The sequence below is a fragment of the Methanolobus psychrotolerans genome, assembly GCF_002243045.1.
Lineage (GTDB): Archaea > Halobacteriota > Methanosarcinia > Methanosarcinales > Methanosarcinaceae > Methanolobus > Methanolobus psychrotolerans.
In genome coordinates, this window is record NZ_MBKP01000017.1 from 41,960 (window position 1) to 61,620 (window position 19,661).

The window sequence follows — 19,661 nt, forward strand, 5'->3', positions numbered from 1 at the left end:
ACCTGTATTCTCAGTTGCTCTTATGAGCAGGGTGGTACTTATCGATATACTTGTTATCGATCCTTGTGAGCAGGGCTTCTGGAAGCTCAGAGAGAATGTCCCATGCAACATTAAGGGTATCTTCAATTGACCTGTCTTCATCTCTACCCTGACGGACGAACCTGTCTTCAAAGAGATCAGCGAACTCAAGGATCCTCTGGTCCCTCTCAGACAATGCCTCTTTACCCACAATAGCTACAAGACCTCTAAGGTCACGACCTTCTGCATAACCTGCATACATCTGATCAGATACTGCCTTGTGGTCGTCCCTAGTCTTACCTGCACCGATACCTGAGTTCATCAGACGGGACAGGGACGGGAGTACATTGATAGGTGGGTAGATACCCTTTCTGTGAAGCTCCCTAGATACCACGATCTGTCCTTCAGTGATATATCCTGAAAGGTCAGGGATAGGGTGAGTTATATCGTCACCAGGCATAGTAAGGATTGAGAACTGTGTTACTGAACCCTTTCTTCCCTTGATTACACCTGCACGCTCATAGAGTGATGCAAGGTCAGTGTACATGTAACCCGGGTAACCACGCCTTCCTGGTACTTCTTCACGGGCTGCACCCATCTGACGGAGTGCTTCACAGTAGTTTGTGATATCGGTAAGGATAACGAGTACGTGCATGTCGTGTTCGTATGCAAGATACTCTGCAGCTGTAAGCGCCATCCTTGGTGTGATGAGACGCTCTACAGCAGGGTCATCTGCAAGGTTAAGGAAAACTACTGCCCTCTCAAGAGCACCGGTCTTCTCAAAGTCCTCCATGAAGTACTGGGCTTCTTCATTTGTGATACCCATTGCAGCGAATACCACTGCAAAAGGTTCTTCTGAACCGGGAACTTTTGCCTGACGTGCAATCTGAAGTGCAATCTCGTTGTGTGGAAGTCCTGATCCGGAGAAGATAGGAAGCTTCTGTCCACGAACAAGGGTGTTAGTTCCGTCAATTGTTGAAATACCAGTCTGGATAAAGTCCACCGGTGGCATCCTTGAGTATGGGTTCATTGATGCACCATTAACATCTACCCTGTCCTCTGGAATGATACGTGGTCCGCCATCCAATGGTTCCCCAGAACCTGAGAGGATACGTCCAAGCATGTCTTTTGATACCGGGAGTTTGATTGTCTCACCTGAGAACACTACACCAGATTCCTCATTCAGTCCACCTGTCCCTTCGAACACCTGAACAGCTACAATATCAGCGGAGGTATCAAGGACCTGACCCCTCTTTGTTGTACCATCCGGAAGGTTAATGTGAACAAGTTCACCATAACCTACGGGTTCAGTCTTTTCAATGAATATCAAAGGTCCTGAAATTTCTGTTATCGTCTTGTATTCCTTGGTCATTTTAGTTGCCTCCAAGTGCTGCAAATTCCCTGTCCATCTTTTCCAGAACAACATTCAGTGCACTCTCGAAGTCCTCTTCGAATTTGACCTTAGCAAGCTCATCCTTGGACTCAAGTGAAAGGATGTCTTTCATTGGTATTCCGGCTTCCAGTGCTGCCTGTGCCATATCACTGTACTTGGAGATTGCTTTCAATAACTTGTACTGCTTATCAAAAGGACAGTATGTATCAACAGGATGGAACGCGTTCTGCTGAAGGAAGTATTCCCTGAGCATACGGCAGATCTCAAGAACAAGCTGTTGGTCTTCAGGAAGCGCATCAGAACCTACAAGCTGTACGATTTCCTGAAGTTCGGACTCCTGCTGAAGAAGATCCATTGCATTGTCCCTGAGAGATACCCAGTCAGGTGCAACGTTCTCTGTAAACCATTCAGAAAGGCCCTGGGTGTACAGACTGTAACTTGTAAGCCAGTTAATGGATGGGAAGTGTCTCCTCTGTGCAAGTTTGGCGTCCAGCGCCCAGAACACTTTTACAATACGGAGAGTGTTCTGTGTGACCGGCTCTGAGAAGTCACCACCTGGTGGTGATACTGCACCGATAACTGTGATTGAACCTTCCTCACCTGCGAGTGATTTCACAGCACCTGCCCGCTCGTAGAACTCTGAGAGCCTTGCAGAGAGGTAGGCAGGGTACCCTTCTTCACCAGGCATTTCTTCAAGCCTTGAGGAGATTTCCCTCATTGCTTCCGCCCATCTTGATGTAGAGTCTGCCATGAGTGATACATCGTATCCCATGTCACGGTAATATTCTGCGATTGTGATACCTGTATAAACTGATGCTTCACGAGCAGCCACAGGCATATTAGATGTGTTTGCAATAAGAACTGTACGTTCCATGAGTGGACGACCGGTCTTTGGGTCCTGGAGTTCAGGGAACTCATTCAGTACATCAGCCATTTCGTTCCCACGTTCTCCACATCCGATATAAACTACAATGTCAGTGTCACTCCACTTTGCAAGCTGCTGCTGAGTAACTGTCTTTCCTGAACCAAATGGACCAGGAATAGCTGCAGTACCGCCTTTTGCAACAGGGAAGAGACCATCAAGAATCCTCTGACCTGTGATAAGAGGTGTTCTTGGAATGAACTTCTTAATTACCGGACGTGGCATTCTTACAGGCCACTTCTGCATCATGGAGATTTCTGTACCGTCAGTCAGGACGCATACGGTTTCATCCACTTTGAATTTGCCGGACTTTATTTCTTCTATTGTACCGGAAACCGTTGGAGGAACCATGATCTTATGCTCAATGTTCTCTGTTTCCTGTACAACACCGATAACTTCACCGCCTTTTACAGAGTCGCCACTTGATACTACTGGCTTGAACTCCCATACCTTGTCACGGTCAAGACCATTAGCAGTGACACCTCTCTCAATAAAGTCTCCCATTTTTTCCTGGAGTACTTTCAGAGGTCTCTGAATACCATCATAAATACTTTCTAATAAACCTGGACCAAGTTCTACAGAGAGAGACATTCCAGTGTTTACTACAGGTTCACCCGGTTTGATACCAGATGTATCCTCATATACCTGAACAGTGGCTTTGTCACCTTTAATTCTGATAACTTCGCCCATTAGACCTTCATTTCCAACGTGTACCACATCGTACATCTTTGGTTTAATACCTGTAATAGTAACCACAGGTCCGGCCACTCGATAAATTTCACCTTTCATTTCCACAGATCTACACCTACCGATTGTTTTATTTTTTCCCTTAAGTTCGAACTTTCACCACTACCCCCGAGAGTCACAACAGTTGGCTCAACAGAGTCGTTGATAGTGTTTCTCAACATCTCCGGTAGTTTTATCAGATCATCACCGTGCATTACCAGAATGCCGACTTCTCGATCCTCAAGTATTTTCTCTACAGTAGGTTCAAGTTCGCCATCATTAACTTCAAATATCTTTTTGATACCGGCCAGCCTGAAACCTGTTACAAACTCGCCGTTTCCGACCACTGCTAATTCCATCAGATCACCAACTGTTCCTTGATAATATCATCATCGAGGTTGGCGGCTTTGCCACGTACAATTATCCTTAAATTGCTAATCTCATTCTGTTTACTTAGCATGTAGTCCATAATTGGTACAATTGAGATCGGATAAACATGTGAAAAGCTTGCTGCAGATTTAAGCCTGTGTTTTTTCAGTCGGGTCTCAATATCAATCAATGAAACCATATCTGGACGTACAACATCTGCCATTACATCCCAATATGGATTGCTCTCAAGTTCAGATACAAAATCTGCAAAGGAAAGAGGCATCATTTTCTCTATATCCCTGTGCTTTAACCTGAGTCCGCCATCAATCATCAGATTCATCATTTCAGGATCCGCGATCCCGGATTTCTTCAGGCGGAAAAGTGTGACCAGATTCTTCAGATCAATGCCCATCCGGATAAATTCCGCAAATAACTTACGATCCTTGGATTTTGATTCTCTGATTGTACCAAACAACCCGGCATAATACATTTTATCAAGCTGATTTTCGATATCTGAAAGATTTGTACCATCATAACCCTTCAGTATAGGGTAATATTCTGTATTTGCAAGCTCGGAGATTACTTCTTCATAAGTTCCCTTTGCTGCCAGAGATGAAAGGAAAGAATAACTCAGCCTTCCCGCCGCAACAATGGCTTCAAGAATCTCCTCTGTGGAAGCATTACAATATTTACCGCGAAGTAGGGTTTTTATATTCCAGATATCATACTTTTTGAGCTTCTCACCTACAAGGAAATTCACATCCCCCTCTGAAATACTAAGCAGTTTTGTGAAGGTTACAGCAAGATTCCTGTTCAGAGCATGCTCAATAAGATCTACGCCGTCATGTATCCTTGCCAATTCATCGATATCCTCTTTATACTCAGATTCCCCGATGAACCTGGTAATTTCATCGATGCTCATATTCATGAGCCTAGGATATGTCTCCTTTGGCAGGATCTTACTTTTCATTGCACGTACACGTGCTGTAGTATATGCGTAGTTTGCATGACCCTTTGACGGGGATTTTTTGGATTTACCAAGCTTAAATTTCTGCAACAGCTGCATATAGAAATCACCCGAATAAGATGTCAGATGTCTGTTTCAACAACCGCTCATTCACGCTTTTAAGGATGACATCGTAGGTATAATCCAATCTGATAGTACCATCTTCGTTCTCGATGATAACGCCACCAAGACAATTGACATTACCGGCGTATTTGATCGAAGATAATTTCTTAACCAACTCCTCCGATCCGGCGTTGGAATAAATCCTTGTACCATTTGACTCATAATTAGTTATGAGCTCTTTGAGGAGTTCTTCGTTTTTCTCGGGAGAAAACGCTGATATGGTTTCTACAGCCTGGATATATACTTTTTCGAGTATTTCCTTGCGTGCATTGAGCAATGTGCGCTTCACTTCAAGATTTGCACTGGATATTTCTTGCTGCCTTATTTTTCTAATATCATCCTCTGCTTTTGCAAGACGTTCACCCATAATCCGTTTAGCATTCTGTTTTGCCTCATCCAGAATCAGGGAAACCTCTGCATCTGCATCAGAATCCATTTTGGAAACATCTGCCTTTGCAGCATCTATAATATCTTTTATAACAGTTTCAAGTCCCATGCTCAACACCTTTGGAAAATTTAAGAGCGAAATATGCGCTCTCAAATTACTGGATAATCAATAGTGAAACTACCAGACCAAAGATTACAATTGTTTCTGGGATTACAGTCAGAATCAAACCCTTACCAAAAAGACTCTCATTCTCAGCCATTGCACCAATTGCTGCACTACCAATGTCTTTTTCTGCAAGAGCGGATGCTATACCTGTGAGGCCTACTGCGAGTCCTGCACCAATTGCTTTCAATCCTGCTGGGTCCATTACGGTTAATGTTTCTGTTACCATTTTCTTATTCCTCCGTGTATTTTCTAATATATCCAAATGGGTTGTATTTGCGTCCCCCTCCTTCGTAGAATTTTCCGAAGAATTCTACATACTGCAACCTGAGTGAGTGTAAACCGGGGGCTATTATACTCAGGACAGTATTCAATGCGTGCCCAGATATGAACACGATAATTGCAAAGATAGTTGCTACACCAATTGGCGTCCCTGGTTGCCAGATCATATCAAAGGCTATCAGGTTGACAGTTGATGCAATATAGATGGATGACAGTCCTACCGCTATGATACGAGTGTAAGATAGGGAATTACTGAGAAGTGAAGGCAACTCGATAGGTCCTTTGATACCTTCCCCTTTGAGAAGCATCAAAAATCCTATTAAGAATACAACAACACCTACAATCGTTGTGAAGGAAGGAAGGATTGCTGCATAACTGAGAATTGCCATAATAAGACCTATTTCAATAACAAACCAGCTTCCTTTCTCGAAAATAGCTGCTGACATTCCATGTTTCCTGTTCTCATTGATAAAACCGAGGAGATAACCAATATTGATGTGAATAAAACCAACCAGAGCGGTTGCAATTATCATGGTCATCACAAGGTGAGTCCTGTGAACAGGGAAAGTAATCATTTCTCCTCCAACAGGAGATGCTAAGAGATTTACAGTTGCAAATCCTTTGATCAAACCTTCAGTTACCCCATGATCCGTATGCAGACTTGCAAGTGAGAATCCAAGGAATTCACCATATAGAACACCAAATATCAAAGTAGATATCTGACAGTAAATGAGAATATTCATGAGAGGTTTGATAGCATCGGAAGAAATTGCCTTTTTAAGACCAAACGCTATTGCAAGAAGTATCAATGCATAACCGATGTCACCAAGGATCATTCCGTAAAAGAGCGGAAAAGAAATGAATATTAGTGAAGTAGGATCAAGTTCCTTATATCTTGGTCGTGCGTAAAGGTCCATGATCTCCTGGAAAGGAGCGGCCACTTTAGAATTATTATACTCAATCGGAACTATCTTTTCATCTGTCTTTGTCATCTCCTGTCTGGAAACAAACGCACGTCCATTGGTAGCTGCTTTCACTATACGCTCCAGCTCAACAAAATCCTCGTCAGGAACCCATCCATCTATTATGAATGTACTGTCTGAAGTAGCTACCCTGAGAGGAGTTTCGGACTTCTGGGCTTCTATTGAAAGAACCTCATTGCTGGCTAGGATGAAATCAGCATATTTGTCTTTTAGAGATTCGATCTCTGCATCGATTGCTTCTATCTGTTTCAATAATCCGGATTCTTTTGAAGTGATACTTGAAAGGGAATCAGAAGGTATTCCACTGATACTTGGAACTCTAAGCTCCCTGAAACCAAATCCAGCAAGCAAGTCTGCAATCTCTGTAGACTTATCCTTCGTGACGAACAGTACCAAGGTACCGCCCTTAGGATCATAGAATATTTCATATGAAGAAGTAATTCGGGAAACAGCGACTCCAACATCTTCCTTTACATATCCGGTGAACACAGAAAGGTGCTCATAGCCACGATAAAAGTTAAGGTCAAGAGAAATATTAGCAAATGGAAGTAGTTCTTTCTTAAGAGAATCAATCTCTTTAAGTTCTGCTTCAAGCTTACCTTTCTGCTCAGTTTTTACATCAAGCTCAGTGTCCAGTCTATTAAGAGTGTCATCAAGTGTGGAAACAACCGCTTTTGGATCCTGTTTTTTAGTCCCAACATCCTTTACACCCAGCAAACTGGCAATGGACCTTATTTTGACAAGTTTCTTTGAAACATCATCTATGTTTTCAAATGACCTGCCTATACGGAGACCGGAATTATCTTCATTGAACTCTTCGATCTGGAACAGATTTGCTTTGTGCAGAGCAGCGACCGTTTCTTCAAAAATGCTTTTATGGCCAACAATCACGGCACGACTCATCTGCTTTGGTTCAAGCATGTGTTGCCCTCTCGAACTCGTTTATTATTAATTTTACAGCCTCATCGACCTTGGATGAAGCGGATTTGGCTATAAATGCAGCTTCACTGTTACCATTTTCGATGATTTTTGATTTATCTGAAGCGATAGACTCTTCTGCAGATTTAATTGCACTTTGTGCAGATTTCTGTGCATCGACCTCGGCCTGTTTTATGATTTCCCTGGCCTCGGCACGTGCACTGGCGATACGGTCATTCTTTCTTTTGTTACCGTCGTCAACCATTTTTCGTGCATTATCTTCTGCATCTTTGATTTCCGACAAGATTTGTTCTTTGGCCATGCTAATCCTCATGTGATGAATTGCTAATTATCCTGAATAAATCACCACCTCCTATTGCTAACTCACATATAAAGTATTCGGTTTTCCGGATACCAGCAAGCCACAAATGATAATGATTTATCATTAAAATGATAGGATTTATACCCCAACCAATATAATAATTGTAGTCATTAGATACGGGTTATCGATTATTTGTAACTGATAACAATTAATATAAATTAATGCATATGCTTATCAAGTCTAATCGGAAGCTGAGTTCCTTCTGGGATACTCCGGATATATTTACTCCTGAATTCAGGGTTGCGCATCATGCAATATTCTGCAGAACATTTGTAGGCTTCATGCCGACCCAGCCGTTCCCAGATTGCAGCAAGTTTTTCTTCACGAATATTCCCGAATGACAGAGGAGTATATGCACAGGGAAGAATATCACCACCTGCAGTTGCATGCATCCACCTTCTTCCTGCAAAGCAACCAAACTGATCAGGACCCATGAAATGCGGAAATGCAGTGACCCTTGGACCATCCTCTTTCTTATTCATTGATTTCTGGAACTTACCAAGGTACTCGACATCCTTTGCAGTTATAACCTCATCCTCATGACCCATCCAGCGACCCACAGCTATAATCTCATATATGGACATTTCCTGCATACCCATATCAGTTGCAAAATTGTAGAACTCATCAAGATCATCGATATTATCCGGAGAAACCACAACGAAAAGATCGGCAAGAATACCAGCATTGGATATAGACTTTATACCATTTACAGTGTCCTTGAAAGCACCATCCCGGCCTCTTACACGATCATGCTCCCTCTCATACGGACTGTCCAGACTCATGTGAGCGGCAAAAAGTCCTGCTGCTTTCAAATCCGTTGCCCTTTTCTCATTCAGGCCAAAACCGGATGTGAAACATGTTGCAATTGCACGGCTTTTATCCACTTTTGCAACCATTTCCTCAAGGTCTTTACGAAGCATAGTCTCCCCCCCATCAAAGGAGATATGATATGAACCAATATCAATTGCCTGTTGTATTGTACAGTTAATCTCATCAAATCCCAGTATAGGCTCTGCCACAATGTCAGCTGCACCGCAGTGAATACAATTGTTGGGACACCTCGTAGTTATACCAATGGAAAACTGATCAGGAATCCTCTTTTTAAGAATAGCTGAAACCTGTGCACTGATCATCCTGTTGAATACATCACCGGGCATCGGAGGAGTCCATGTTGAAAATATAATATTGTCCTCATCTGCATGGATAGGTTTTTCTTCCTGAAAAATCTTGTTGATGCGTTTTATAATAGGTTTTGCAACAGGAGATAAAGGACCTTCTGCATCAAGGACCACTTTCCCATTTTCAGTGCCTGCATTTACTTTAATTACCGATTTATCGTAAACCCTCATAAAGTCACCTAATAATTTAATTATGTTAAAAAATATCGTCCGGAAGCATATCGACCGTAATAAGATCAGTTACAATCTCCAGTTTATCCTTTGCATTTGAACTAGGAAACTGAGAAAGGATAGCTTTAGCATTCTGTACGCAAAGAAGGACTTGATTTAATGTTTTTTCCACAGCAGCATCATGTCCCATGGCCCTCCTGTATATAAGGGGCAATGTAACAGACTCATATGTGGAACTTTTATCTTCAAGCTTGTTAAGATATTCAAGAAGATCATCAACGATCTGATAAGCATTGCCCACATACTCACCAAATAATCTTAGCTTCAAAGCTATCTCTTCGTCGGCACCAGCAACATATGCACCAATCGCAGCACTCGCAGCAAAAAGAGAGCCGGTTTTCTTACTGATACACTCAAAATAATTTCGTTCTCTGAACTCTTCACTTACACTGGAAATGTCAATGGTCTCTCCTTCAGCCATGTACATACCAGCCCTTCCAAATTCATTAACAGCATTATTGCCATATCCGGAAATTAGGGAAATTGCTTTGGATATTAAAAAATCTCCGCAAAGTATCGCTGCTGGAATACCATATTTTTTATGAGCTGATTCCACACCCCTGCGCATAAGCCCCCCATCAAGTACATCATCATGTATCAGTGAAGCAGAATGAATAAACTCAATAGCAAGTGCAGCCTTGATACTGCTTTCAGAATTCCCTCCGCACATTTCCGTACATAATACGAGCATAACGGGCCTGATATTCTTACCACCGGAACTGCATATATGCAGAAGCATCTTCTTCATATGGGAACGGTCATCCATAGAGTGGACCATCTCATCTTTAGCATTTCTGATAAGTTGGTATTCTTCCAGATCTTCTATTTCTATCATATATCCATCCGATCATTCTGAGTACTTCGAAGGACAGCTCATCACTATCTGGTTCGCTTCAATCACGCCCCCATACACCATTTTACCACCTATGCTAATACTCTGGCCTTCTACGAGATTAACTGGAAGAGAACCAGTATATTTCACATTCAGTTCAAAAGAGGGTTCTTCAAGATCCTGAAGCACAAAAGAAGTTCCTTCTATAGATATCTCCAGGGTTCCGTTCTTGACCACGCCCATTGTATTAACATCATGCCCTACATACCGGTCCGAATTTTGTGAAAGTTCCGATATCATAGGATAACCTTGTGAAAGGTCTACATTCCAGAGACCTACAAAACCAACAATGGCAATGAAAGCAACTGCAAGAATTGTTTTTTGTTTTTTATCCATAAAAGCACCTCAATATGACATCATTTTACCATTTCTGGACATTTCCGCAAAAAACCCAATCGGAAACGTAACAGATATATAATGTATGCTGACAGTGTCATCCATGTAATTGCGAATGCAATCTCTAACGCGCTTATAAAGAATCACCTCTATATCAGGTTTACCTTTGCCGCCATTCGCATTAAGACGAAAACTCGTACAATAAACAAACGCTGCAGACCAATATCTATTGAAGGACTTTACCTGATAATCAAGTATTAATATGGGTGTGCAGTAGTATAGTTCCATCCTATAAAAAGGTAAACATACGAACAAAAATATCTGATGGTTAATATGGTAAAACCTCCAAGACTCATCGCCTGGGAAACAACAGCCGGATGCAACCTTTCCTGCAAGCATTGCAGAGGTTCATCAACTGAGAAAAAACCCGAAGGCGAACTTACAACTGAAGAAGCACTTCATTTTATAGATGAAATTAAGGAAATCGGAAACCCTATCCTTATACTGAGTGGTGGTGAGCCACTGGTAAGGAATGACATATTCGATCTTGCGAAATATGCCACTGAAAAGGGACTCCGTGTAGCTATGGCCACCAACGGAACACTTGTAACATCCCAAATGGCGGAGAAGATCAAAAGTGCAGGCATACAAAGAGTCAGTATCAGCCTTGACGGCTCAAGTCCTGAAACCCATGATGATTTCCGTTGCATGCCTGGAGCATTCAAGGGTGCAATTTCAGGTATAGAGAACCTGAAAAGTGCAGGAATAAGCTTTCAGATAAATCCTACCATCACAAAACGCACGATTGAAGAAATTCCTGCCATACTTGAAATGGCAAAGGATCTCGGTTCTGATGCACTTCACATTTTTCTGCTTGTCCCCACCGGAAGAGGCAAGGAACTGGAAAATGAGGAGATACCACCAGTAGAATACGAGAGGATACTCAATTGGTTCTATGACAGACAAAAGGATGCAGGAATCCAGCTCAAAGCAACCTGTGCACCACATTACTTCAGAATAATGCGCCAGAGAGCAGAAAAAGAAGGCGTTGAGATCAGCGTAAAAACACATGGTTATGAGGCAATGACAAAAGGTTGCCTTGGAGGAACCGGATTTTGTTTTGTTTCAAGTACCGGAGATGTTTTTCCATGCGGTTACCTTCCTGTGCTGGCCGGAAACATTAAAGAACAGAGTTTTAAGGATATATGGGAGAACTCTAAGGTATTCAATGACCTGCGTGATGTTTCAAAACTAAAAGGAAAATGTGGGAGATGCGAATACAATACAGTATGCGGAGGATGTCGCGCACGAGCCTATGCTGCCACGGGAGATTATCTTGAGGAAGAGCCCTACTGTATATACATACCTAAAAAACAGTGATTTAAATGATATTTCTTGATGAAACAGATAAAAAGATACTCAACACTATACAATTTGGTTTTCCCCTTGAAACCAAACCTTTCCAAGAGATGGGGGGTAGACTGGGTATCAGTGAAGACGAAGTCATACAAAGACTTGGAAGATTGCATGATAAAGGAGCCATCCGAAAAATAGGACCTATCATCAATCGCAAAGGATTAGGGGGTACAAGCACCCTCATAGCAGTTAAGGTTCCTGATGAAAAAATAGACGAGGTTGCAGAATATATAAATGCATACCATGAAGTATCCCATAATTACCTTCGCCCTGGAAAATACAATATATGGTTCACAATATCTGCACCCGACAGAGAAAGAATAAACTGCATACTGAATGAGCTCAACAAGAAGACAGGACTTGATTTCATCGACTTGCCTACAAAGCGACTCTTCAAGATTGGTGTGAAGTTTGACATTCGGTGATAATATGGATGATATCGATGAGAAGATAATAAAGCTTACACAAAATGGAATACCCCTGAAAAGATCACCTTTTGCAGACATCGCCCGGGAACTTGGGATCAGTGAGCAGGAAATAATTGATCGCCTTCAAAGAATGAAAGAAAAAGACATCATCCGCAGGTTCGGTGCATCCATTGGACACAGAGATATTGGAATCGTTGCAAATGCTATGTGCGTCTGGAACGTACCGGAAGAGAGAACCGAAGAAGTTGGGACAATAATGGCAGGGTTTCCAGAGGTGACACACTGCTATGAAAGACCAAGAGCACCCGAATGGAACTACAATCTGTTCACAATGGTACACTCATATACAAGAGAAGACTGTGAAAAGATAGCAGCAAGGATAGCTGAAGCCACAAAAATAAATGATTATAAGCTCTTATTCAGCGACAGGGAATTCAAGAAGACCGGAGTCAAGTTGTAATCGCAATCTTTAACTAACTTACAGAAAAAGCACAAGGCAAGCATACCCGGAGAAGGAGATATGACAAATAAAAACCACTTCCTGCCACTGCTGATAGATATGAGCGATAAAACAGTCGTAATCTTTGGAAGTGGGTCAGTCGGCGACAGAAAAGCAACCCTGTTCTCAGAATACGCGAAGGTAACAATTGTTAGCCGTAGTTTTTCTGATACTTTTTTTGAGATGGAACGGAAAAATGGAGTCAAACTCATCAAGGCAGATGCCGGAAAACTCAGTGATACAGAGATCACCACTATCATTTGTGAAGCTTTTCTTGTAATACCGGCAACAAATGACAGAACTGTAAACGAAAGGATAACCAGTCTTTCAAAATCAATAGGAATACTCACAAACGAAGTGGATGCCATTGGAGATGTCACAGTGCCTGCCGTAATTAAACGGGGCGAACTGACGATCAGCATCTCCACAACCGGATCAAGTCCGGCTTTTTCTAGGTTTACAAGACAGCAGGTTGAAAAAATAATCACCCCTGAATTTGCAGATATGATAAAGATACAGGATGAAATCAGAACATACTTGAAAAATGAAGTTCCAGATCAGAGAGACAGGAAAGACATATTGTGGAATATACTGGAAAGCAAAGAAGTGTGGTCTGCATTGGAAGAATCCTATGAAAAAGGGTTTAAAATAGCACAGGATATAGTAAGAGAGAAAATAAGCAGGAAAGTCAGATGAACATGTACCATATCCATTGCCATCCGAATTACCATAGTTTGAATATGAGGTGTCCATGACTGAAATAACCAGTATGGTAATCACCCATTCCAAGGCAACTGTAGAAGAAATCGAGGAAGCATGGGACGGGGACATCGAAAAGATGCTGAAGGACCTGCATTCCAATGAAAGGGTTTGTGAATGTGTTGTATTGAAAACCTGTAACCGTGTGGAAATATATATTGTATCTCCAAAGGGAAACAGTGTCCTGTTCCAGTTTGCTAAAAGAATGGGACTTTCTTCCAACATTATTGATTTTTTTGATCATGAAGAATCAATCATGCACCTGCTGAGGCTTGCATGCGGCCTTGAATCTATGATAATAGGTGAAGACCAGATACTCGGGCAGATTAAAGATCTGTTTCAGGTTGCAAAGAACATTGGAACAACTGGAAAGATACTTGACACCACCTTCAGCAAAGCTATCCAGGTCGGCAAGCGTGTCAGGACAGAAACAGAGATCAACAGGGGAGCACTTTCAATTGCATCAGCTTCTGTTGACCTTGCAGAGGAAACAGTTGGAGACCTTAAAGACAAGATGGTAATGGTCATCGGTACCGGTGAGATGGGTACACTGGTCACGCGTGCCCTTTCTCACAGGGATATAAAACTTATGTATATTGCAAACCGCACATATGAAACCGCAAAACAGCTTGCTGATGAGATGGGAGGGCATGCAGTCCACTTTGATCATATCGATGAGAATCTCAGGAAAGCAGATGTAGTCATAAGTGCAACCGGAGCACCGCACTTTGTTCTGAAATACGAACAGGTCCGAAGTGCGATGAGTTTCAGAAGTAAAGAACTTCTGTTGATCGATATTGCAAACCCAAGAGATATAGACCCTTCAATTGAGAATATACCCCATGTGACCCTCTATAATATAGATAATCTCAGAGTTATAAATGAAAAGAACCTAGAGATGAGAATGGCCGAGGTCAAAAAGGTCCAGGCCATAATTGACGAGGAATTCGATCTGTTAATTAAACAGTACAAGAGACAGAAAGCGGATCATCTTGTATCCGAGCTCTACGCGCAGTCATACAAACTTCGTGTACTGGAAAAAGAGAAGGCTATCACGAAACTGAGTGCATATCACACCATTGGCGAAACAGAGAGTAAAATTATAGAGGATCTTACACACTCGATCGTTAATAAGATACTGGCAGAACCCACAAAGGTCCTAAGATATGCAGCAGAAATCGGCGACGATGAACTACTGAACTCAGTTGCCAAGTTATTTAGCATTCAGAGATCCGATTTAAATACAAAAGTAAAGGATGGGCAGTTAAAATGTTCCCCGAGCGCAGAATGAGAAGACTGAGAAATGGTAAGATAAGAGACTTGGTACGTGAGACGTCATTGTCTGTAAATGACCTGATACACCCCGTATTTGTCAATGAGACAATCGATTCTGTCCGGGAAGTGGCATCCATGCCCGGTATCTTCAATGTTCCTGTTGAGATGGTCGCAGACGATGCAAAGGAAGCCGCCGACCTTGGAATACCAGCTATAATCCTCTTTGGAGTACCATCAACAAAAGATGAGAAGGGGAGCAGTGCCTGGGGTGATGATGATGTCGTACAGCGTGCTGTGCGTGAGATCAAGAACGAACTCGGCAAGGATATGCTGGTGATAACCGATGTATGCCTCTGCGAGTACACCAGTCACGGACACTGCGGAATGGTTGATTTTGAAACAGAAGAGATATTGAACGACCCAACGCTACCTTTGCTGGGAAAGATTGCTGTAAGCCATGCAAAAGCCGGTGCAGATATGGTTGCACCTTCTGGAATGATGGACGGCATGATATCCGTAATCCGTAGTTCACTTGATGATAACAATTTTAAGGACGTACCTATTATGTCCTATGCTGCAAAGTACTCTTCAGCATTCTACGGACCATTCAGGGATGCAGCAGGCTCCGGTTGCTGTTTTGGTGACAGGTCCACTCACCAGATGGACCCTGCCAACTCCAATGAAGCACTCCTGGAAGCAGCCCTTGATATTGAAGAAGGTGCAGACATAATTATGGTCAAACCGGCACTTCCATATCTTGACATAATATACCGCCTCAAGACAGAATTTGAGATTCCAATGGCAGCCTACAACGTCAGCGGGGAGTATTCAATGATCAAGGCTGCAGCCCAAAATGGATGGCTTGATGAGAAGAAGGTCATGTACGAATCCCTCCTGTCAATCAAACGTGCAGGCGCAGATATGATAATTACCTATTTTGCCAAAGATATGGCACATATGTTAAAATGATTACAAGGTGTTTTTTATGTCTTTAGATAAGTCCAGAGAATTATATAATAAAGCAAGAACCCTCCTTCCGGGAGGAGTCAGCAGTCCGGTGCGAGCCATCAAACCATATCCATTCTACACAGAATCTGCATGTGGTTCAAAGATAACTGACATAGACGGTAATGAGTACATTGATTACTGTCTCGCATACGGTCCGAAAATACTTGGACATGCACACCCGCAGATAAAGCAGGCAATAATCTCTCAGCTTGACAAGGGATGGCTGTACGGCACACCAACCGAGCTTGAGGTCAATCTTGCCGAGAGGATCGCAGGCTTGTACCCAAGTATCGACATGCTCAGGTTCGTATCCACAGGAACCGAAGCCACCATGAGCGCACTGCGCGCAGCAAGGGGATTCACAGGTAAGAACAAATTCATCAAGATAGAAGGTGGATTCCACGGAGCACACGATTCGGTACTGGTGAAAGCAGGCTCCGGAGCAACAACCCTTGGAAAACCTGATTCTCTGGGAATACCAGAGGACTTTACTAAACACACACTTCAGATTCCTTTCAACGATATAGAAGCACTCACAGCCGTTATTGAAAAGAGCAAGGACGATGTGGCTGCCCTCATCATAGAACCGGTCCTGGGTAATATAGGACCTGTACTTCCTGAAAGTGACTACCTCATGGATGTACGCAAAGTCACCGAAGAGAATAATGTTGTGCTTATCTTCGATGAAGTTATCACCGGTTTCCGACTTGCAATGGGCGGAGCACAGGAATATTTCGGTGTTACACCTGACATGACAACCCTTGGAAAGATAATCGGTGGTGGATTGCCTATCGGTGTTTTCGGAGGAAAGAAAGATATCATTGAAATGATAGCGCCCTCAGGCAGCGTGTATCAGGCAGGAACATTCAGCGGAAGTCCGGCCTCAGTTGCAGCAGGACTTACAGTTCTGGACATACTTGAGAAAGAAGAAGTACACAAGAACCTCAATGCGACAGGTGATATGCTGCGCTCCAGATTATCAGAAATAGTGACAGACATGAGGCTTGACTATAATGTTGTCGGCATTGCATCCATGTTCAAGATATTCTTCGGTGAGAAGCCACTTAACTATCAGGAAGTACTCAAATGTGATAAGGAAGGATACCTGAAGTTCTTCTTCAAGATGCTTGAAAGCGGTGTTTTCCTGCCGCCATCACAGTTTGAGACAAATTTCATTTCAACTGCACACACTGAAGATGACATTGAGAAGACACTTCTTGCTTACGAAGCAAATCTGAAATGAGCGGTGGATCCACATGATAATAGGAACCCGCGGAAGTGCCCTAGCCCTTGCACAGACAGAGACAATTGAGCGCCTTCTGGCAGAACTTGGCGTCAGCACTACCAGAATGATAATCAAAACATCAGGAGACACCTTTACAGACAGACCATTACACGAGGTTGCCGGTGTTGGCGCATTTGTCAGGGAACTCGATGACAGGATGATTGAAGGAGAAATTGACATCTCTGTTCACTCCATGAAAGACCTGCCTACAGTCCGCCCGGAAGAACTATCAACGTCTGCAGTACTGAAACGTGATTCACCTTACGATGTTCTCCTTACAACAGATGGTTCAAGAATAGATGAGCTGCCTGAAGAAGCTGTACTTGGCACCTCATCCATGCGTCGAAGAGCACAGATACTCAGATATCGCCCTGACCTTCACGTCCAAGACCTGAGAGGAAATATCAACACCCGGATCAGAAAACTCGAAGAGGGTCTTTATGATGGCATCCTTCTTGCTGAAGCAGGCCTCCAGAGAATGGGGTGGGAAATGGACGTTGAACGCCTTAATCCACAATTCTTCTGCCCTTCTGCAAATCAGGGAACCATAGCCGTAGTCACCCCAGCCGGAAGCGCAGCTGAAGAAGCAGTATCCAACCTTGATCATCAGAGAACCAGAATAGAGACTGAGATAGAGCGCATAGTTATCACTGATGTTGAAGGAGGATGCACAGCACCTATAGGCTCCTTTGCACATTTTATCAATGAAGAGGAGATCAGCATATGTTGTGAAGTGCTGGCACTGGATGGTTCAGAACATGTCCGTATTGATGAGGTGATCCCGGTCGAGAACTATCAGGACCACGCAAGGATACTTGGCAGAGAACTTGCACTAATGGGCGGCAAGGAACTTGTACAGAGAGCAGCATGCCAGTTAGGATCAAGAGTATCTGATGAGGCGTAAGGGTAATATGATAAAGATAACCGGAATAGAACTCAAAAACCCCACAATACTGGCTGCCGGAATAATGGGCACTACCGGTGCATCCCTTGTCCGTATTGCAAAGGAAGGAGCAGGTGCAGTAGTCACAAAATCCATTGGCCCGGAGCCAAATGAAGGACACAGGAATCCAAGCATGATAGACCTGGGATACGGTTTTTTGAATGCCATGGGCCTGCCAAATCCTTCATACCCTGCTTTCAGGGATGAACTTGCGTTCGCTAAAAATAATGCTGATGCCCCGGTCATTGCAAGCATTTTCGGAGGCACTGAAGATGAATTTGTTGATGTTGCCCTGGGACTCATTGACTCAAAACCTGATGCTTTTGAATTGAATGTGAGTTGTCCGCATGCATTAGGCTATGGAGCTTCCATTGGAAGCAACCCTGATGCTGTGGAAATCATTACAAAAGCTGTTTGTGACGCAGTAGATGTACCCGTATGGGTTAAACTCACACCCAATGTCACAGATATAGTAACGATCGGAGAAGCTGCACAAAGAGGCGGTGCAGATGCTGTTGTGGCCATCAACACTGTGAAGGGAATGGCAATAGACATAAACAGTGGTTACCCCATACTTGGCAACAGGTTTGGAGGACTTTCCGGCCGGGCTGTTAAACCGGTTGCGCTAAAATGTGTTTATGACCTGTATACTGCCCTTGATATTCCCATTATTGGCGTTGGGGGAATTTATACCTGGGAAGATGCCATCGAGATGATGATGGCAGGTGCCAGCGCAGTGCAGGTAGGATCTGCAGTCCATGAAGGACTGGAAGTTTTCAGTTCCATCACCATAGGAATCGAAAATTTTGTTTCAGAAAAAGAATACAACGATATAATAGATATCATAGGCATCGCGCATGAGAGGATATAATGTACCCTACTAATGTCAAAATAACCAGGATCATCAAAGAAACACCATCTACCAGGACTTTTATCTTTGACAGGTCATTTGATGATGCAATTGCAGGCCAGTTCGTGATGGTATGGATACATGGTGTGGATGAGATTCCAATGACATTGTCAAGCAAGAATTCCATCACTGTGCAAAAGGTAGGGGATGCCACTGAAAAACTTTTCATGCATGAGGAAGGGGATAGTCTTGGCATAAGAGGACCTTTCGGAAAAGGCTTTACCCTGCCAGGCAAGGATGAAAAGATACTCCTGATAGCAGGAGGAGTAGGAGCAGCACCACTTGCACCACTCGCAGAATATGCAGCATTGTCAGGTATTCATATGAGTACCATTTTAGGAGCAAGAAATGCTGATGAGCTTCTCTTTTTTGACAGATTCACATCCTGCGGGGAACTACACCTGACAACTGATGATGGTTCTGCACACAGGTGTGGATTTGTTACAGACATTCTTGCCGAGATTGATGTAGCAGCCTATGACAGGATATACACATGTGGACCTGAGATGATGATGAAGTGCATCTTTGGTATGCTGGAAAAAGAAAACGCCCTTGAGAAGACGGAATTCAGCCTTCACAGGTATTTCAAATGCGGCATCGGTGTTTGCGGAGCCTGCTGCATGGATAAGAAAGGGCTGCGCGTCTGCAAGGACGGACCCGTGTTCAATGGCCTGCAGCTTATTGACTCGGAATTTGGAAATTATATGAGAGGACCAAGCGGGAACAGGAAAACATTTTGATTATGTAGTTCTTTTCCTTTTTCACTTTTTATCCGCGGTTTTAAGACACTTATTGAAAAGAGAAACATCATCCACTCTTAAAAAGAGAT

General features: G+C 43.1%; 21 protein-coding genes. 10 read left to right on the forward strand and 11 right to left on the reverse strand.

Features of this window, described 5'->3' with window-relative positions; all coding sequences use genetic code 11:
- Nucleotides 1-10 precede the first annotated feature (10 nt).
- The 11 genes from BB781_RS07220 to BB781_RS07270 all read right to left on the reverse strand — a co-directional run bounded on the left by BB781_RS07220 (nt 11) and on the right by BB781_RS07270 (nt 10,309).
- Nucleotides 11-1,390, reverse strand: a complete 1,380-nt coding sequence (locus BB781_RS07220) for an ATP synthase subunit B (RefSeq protein WP_094227826.1) — start codon at nt 1,388-1,390, stop codon at nt 11-13.
- Between the two features lies 1 nt (nt 1,391).
- Nucleotides 1,392-3,128 (reverse strand): ATP synthase subunit A, encoded by a 1,737-nt coding sequence (locus BB781_RS07225; RefSeq protein ID WP_094227827.1) that lies wholly within the window; start codon nt 3,126-3,128, stop codon nt 1,392-1,394.
- Nucleotides 3,119-3,418 carry a V-type ATP synthase subunit F gene (locus BB781_RS07230; protein ID WP_094227828.1) on the reverse strand — a complete coding sequence of 100 codons (300 nt, stop codon included), beginning with the start codon at nt 3,416-3,418 and terminating at the stop codon, nt 3,119-3,121. The genes BB781_RS07225 and BB781_RS07230 overlap by 10 nt, the downstream gene beginning before the upstream one ends.
- A complete protein-coding gene (locus tag BB781_RS07235; RefSeq protein WP_094227829.1) occupies nt 3,418-4,494 on the reverse strand; it encodes a V-type ATP synthase subunit C in 1,077 nt (358 codons plus the stop codon). Before BB781_RS07235 ends, BB781_RS07230 begins: the two co-directional genes overlap by 1 nt.
- Before the next feature lie 7 nt (nt 4,495-4,501).
- Entirely contained in the window at nt 4,502-5,053 is a 552-nt protein-coding gene (locus tag BB781_RS07240; RefSeq protein WP_094227830.1) for a V-type ATP synthase subunit E, read from the reverse strand.
- 46 nt (nt 5,054-5,099) lie between these two features.
- On the reverse strand, nt 5,100-5,336 hold the full coding sequence (locus tag BB781_RS07245) for a V-type ATP synthase subunit K (RefSeq protein WP_094227831.1): 237 nt from the start codon (nt 5,334-5,336) through the stop codon (nt 5,100-5,102).
- Nucleotides 5,337-5,340: 4 nt separating this feature from the next.
- The gene (locus tag BB781_RS07250) at nt 5,341-7,293 is read right to left on the reverse strand and encodes a V-type ATP synthase subunit I (protein ID WP_094227832.1); all 1,953 of its coding nucleotides are present in this window, start codon (nt 7,291-7,293) and stop codon (nt 5,341-5,343) included.
- Nucleotides 7,286-7,612 (reverse strand): ATP synthase archaeal subunit H, encoded by a 327-nt coding sequence (gene ahaH, locus BB781_RS07255; protein ID WP_094227833.1) that lies wholly within the window; start codon nt 7,610-7,612, stop codon nt 7,286-7,288. The genes BB781_RS07250 and ahaH overlap by 8 nt, the downstream gene beginning before the upstream one ends.
- 218 nt (nt 7,613-7,830) lie before the next feature.
- Nucleotides 7,831-9,021 (reverse strand): radical SAM/SPASM domain-containing protein, encoded by a 1,191-nt coding sequence (locus tag BB781_RS07260; protein ID WP_094227834.1) that lies wholly within the window; start codon nt 9,019-9,021, stop codon nt 7,831-7,833.
- Between the two features lie 25 nt (nt 9,022-9,046).
- The gene (locus BB781_RS07265) at nt 9,047-9,916 is read right to left on the reverse strand and encodes a polyprenyl synthetase family protein (protein ID WP_094227835.1); all 870 of its coding nucleotides are present in this window, start codon (nt 9,914-9,916) and stop codon (nt 9,047-9,049) included.
- A 12-nt stretch (nt 9,917-9,928) separates the two neighbouring features.
- The gene (locus BB781_RS07270; protein ID WP_094227836.1) at nt 9,929-10,309 is read right to left on the reverse strand and encodes a cytochrome c maturation protein CcmE domain-containing protein; all 381 of its coding nucleotides are present in this window, start codon (nt 10,307-10,309) and stop codon (nt 9,929-9,931) included.
- Between the two features lie 324 nt (nt 10,310-10,633).
- Between BB781_RS07270 and ahbD the strand changes: the two genes are divergently transcribed.
- Genes ahbD through BB781_RS07325 form a run of 10 tightly spaced genes read left to right on the forward strand, consistent with a single transcriptional unit; the run spans nt 10,634 to nt 19,572 of the window.
- Nucleotides 10,634-11,689, forward strand: coding sequence for a heme b synthase (ahbD, locus tag BB781_RS07280; RefSeq protein ID WP_094227838.1), 1,056 nt, complete (start codon nt 10,634-10,636; stop codon nt 11,687-11,689).
- A gap of 5 nt (nt 11,690-11,694) precedes the next feature.
- The gene (gene ahbA, locus BB781_RS07285; protein ID WP_094227839.1) at nt 11,695-12,150 is read left to right on the forward strand and encodes a siroheme decarboxylase subunit alpha; all 456 of its coding nucleotides are present in this window, start codon (nt 11,695-11,697) and stop codon (nt 12,148-12,150) included.
- A 4-nt stretch (nt 12,151-12,154) separates the two neighbouring features.
- Nucleotides 12,155-12,613, forward strand: a complete 459-nt coding sequence (gene ahbB, locus BB781_RS07290; protein WP_094227840.1) for a siroheme decarboxylase subunit beta — start codon at nt 12,155-12,157, stop codon at nt 12,611-12,613.
- 60 nt (nt 12,614-12,673) lie between these two features.
- Nucleotides 12,674-13,348: a precorrin-2 dehydrogenase/sirohydrochlorin ferrochelatase family protein gene (locus BB781_RS07295; RefSeq protein ID WP_094227841.1), complete on the forward strand. Its 675-nt coding sequence runs from the start codon at nt 12,674-12,676 to the stop codon at nt 13,346-13,348.
- A gap of 55 nt (nt 13,349-13,403) precedes the next feature.
- Nucleotides 13,404-14,702, forward strand: coding sequence for a glutamyl-tRNA reductase (gene hemA, locus BB781_RS07300; protein WP_094227842.1), 1,299 nt, complete (start codon nt 13,404-13,406; stop codon nt 14,700-14,702).
- On the forward strand, nt 14,681-15,655 hold the full coding sequence (hemB, locus tag BB781_RS07305) for a porphobilinogen synthase (protein WP_094227843.1): 975 nt from the start codon (nt 14,681-14,683) through the stop codon (nt 15,653-15,655). Before hemA ends, hemB begins: the two co-directional genes overlap by 22 nt.
- Before the next feature lie 16 nt (nt 15,656-15,671).
- Nucleotides 15,672-16,937 (forward strand): glutamate-1-semialdehyde 2,1-aminomutase, encoded by a 1,266-nt coding sequence (gene hemL, locus BB781_RS07310; RefSeq protein WP_094227844.1) that lies wholly within the window; start codon nt 15,672-15,674, stop codon nt 16,935-16,937.
- 13 nt (nt 16,938-16,950) lie between these two features.
- A complete protein-coding gene (gene hemC / locus BB781_RS07315) occupies nt 16,951-17,883 on the forward strand; it encodes a hydroxymethylbilane synthase (RefSeq protein WP_094227845.1) in 933 nt (310 codons plus the stop codon).
- Between the two features lie 7 nt (nt 17,884-17,890).
- Nucleotides 17,891-18,793, forward strand: coding sequence for a dihydroorotate dehydrogenase (locus BB781_RS07320; protein ID WP_094227865.1), 903 nt, complete (start codon nt 17,891-17,893; stop codon nt 18,791-18,793).
- Nucleotides 18,793-19,572: a dihydroorotate dehydrogenase electron transfer subunit gene (locus BB781_RS07325; RefSeq protein WP_094227846.1), complete on the forward strand. Its 780-nt coding sequence runs from the start codon at nt 18,793-18,795 to the stop codon at nt 19,570-19,572. Before BB781_RS07320 ends, BB781_RS07325 begins: the two co-directional genes overlap by 1 nt.
- Nucleotides 19,573-19,661: the final 89 nt, after the last annotated feature.

What these genes read in the sequence shown, in the direction of transcription:
- BB781_RS07325 (WP_094227846.1), top strand. Translation starts at nt 18,793, where the DNA reads ATGTACCCTACTAATGTCAAAATAACCAGGATCATCAAAGAAACACCA.
- ahbB (WP_094227840.1), top strand. Translation starts at nt 12,155, where the DNA reads ATGGATGATATCGATGAGAAGATAATAAAGCTTACACAAAATGGAATA.
- BB781_RS07220 (WP_094227826.1), bottom strand. Translation starts at nt 1,390, where the DNA reads ATGACCAAGGAATACAAGACGATAACAGAAATTTCAGGACCTTTGATA.
- BB781_RS07230 (WP_094227828.1), bottom strand. Translation starts at nt 3,418, where the DNA reads ATGGAATTAGCAGTGGTCGGAAACGGCGAGTTTGTAACAGGTTTCAGG.
- hemC (WP_094227845.1), top strand. Translation starts at nt 16,951, where the DNA reads ATGATAATAGGAACCCGCGGAAGTGCCCTAGCCCTTGCACAGACAGAG.
- ahbD (WP_094227838.1), top strand. Translation starts at nt 10,634, where the DNA reads ATGGTTAATATGGTAAAACCTCCAAGACTCATCGCCTGGGAAACAACA.
- BB781_RS07265 (WP_094227835.1), bottom strand. Translation starts at nt 9,916, where the DNA reads ATGATAGAAATAGAAGATCTGGAAGAATACCAACTTATCAGAAATGCT.
- BB781_RS07235 (WP_094227829.1), bottom strand. Translation starts at nt 4,494, where the DNA reads ATGCAGCTGTTGCAGAAATTTAAGCTTGGTAAATCCAAAAAATCCCCG.
- hemA (WP_094227842.1), top strand. Translation starts at nt 13,404, where the DNA reads ATGACTGAAATAACCAGTATGGTAATCACCCATTCCAAGGCAACTGTA.
- BB781_RS07250 (WP_094227832.1), bottom strand. Translation starts at nt 7,293, where the DNA reads ATGCTTGAACCAAAGCAGATGAGTCGTGCCGTGATTGTTGGCCATAAA.
- BB781_RS07295 (WP_094227841.1), top strand. Translation starts at nt 12,674, where the DNA reads ATGACAAATAAAAACCACTTCCTGCCACTGCTGATAGATATGAGCGAT.
- BB781_RS07245 (WP_094227831.1), bottom strand. Translation starts at nt 5,336, where the DNA reads ATGGTAACAGAAACATTAACCGTAATGGACCCAGCAGGATTGAAAGCA.
- BB781_RS07320 (WP_094227865.1), top strand. Translation starts at nt 17,891, where the DNA reads ATGATAAAGATAACCGGAATAGAACTCAAAAACCCCACAATACTGGCT.
- hemL (WP_094227844.1), top strand. Translation starts at nt 15,672, where the DNA reads ATGTCTTTAGATAAGTCCAGAGAATTATATAATAAAGCAAGAACCCTC.
- BB781_RS07260 (WP_094227834.1), bottom strand. Translation starts at nt 9,021, where the DNA reads ATGAGGGTTTACGATAAATCGGTAATTAAAGTAAATGCAGGCACTGAA.
- ahbA (WP_094227839.1), top strand. Translation starts at nt 11,695, where the DNA reads ATGATATTTCTTGATGAAACAGATAAAAAGATACTCAACACTATACAA.
- BB781_RS07240 (WP_094227830.1), bottom strand. Translation starts at nt 5,053, where the DNA reads ATGGGACTTGAAACTGTTATAAAAGATATTATAGATGCTGCAAAGGCA.
- hemB (WP_094227843.1), top strand. Translation starts at nt 14,681, where the DNA reads ATGTTCCCCGAGCGCAGAATGAGAAGACTGAGAAATGGTAAGATAAGA.
- ahaH (WP_094227833.1), bottom strand. Translation starts at nt 7,612, where the DNA reads ATGGCCAAAGAACAAATCTTGTCGGAAATCAAAGATGCAGAAGATAAT.
- BB781_RS07270 (WP_094227836.1), bottom strand. Translation starts at nt 10,309, where the DNA reads ATGGATAAAAAACAAAAAACAATTCTTGCAGTTGCTTTCATTGCCATT.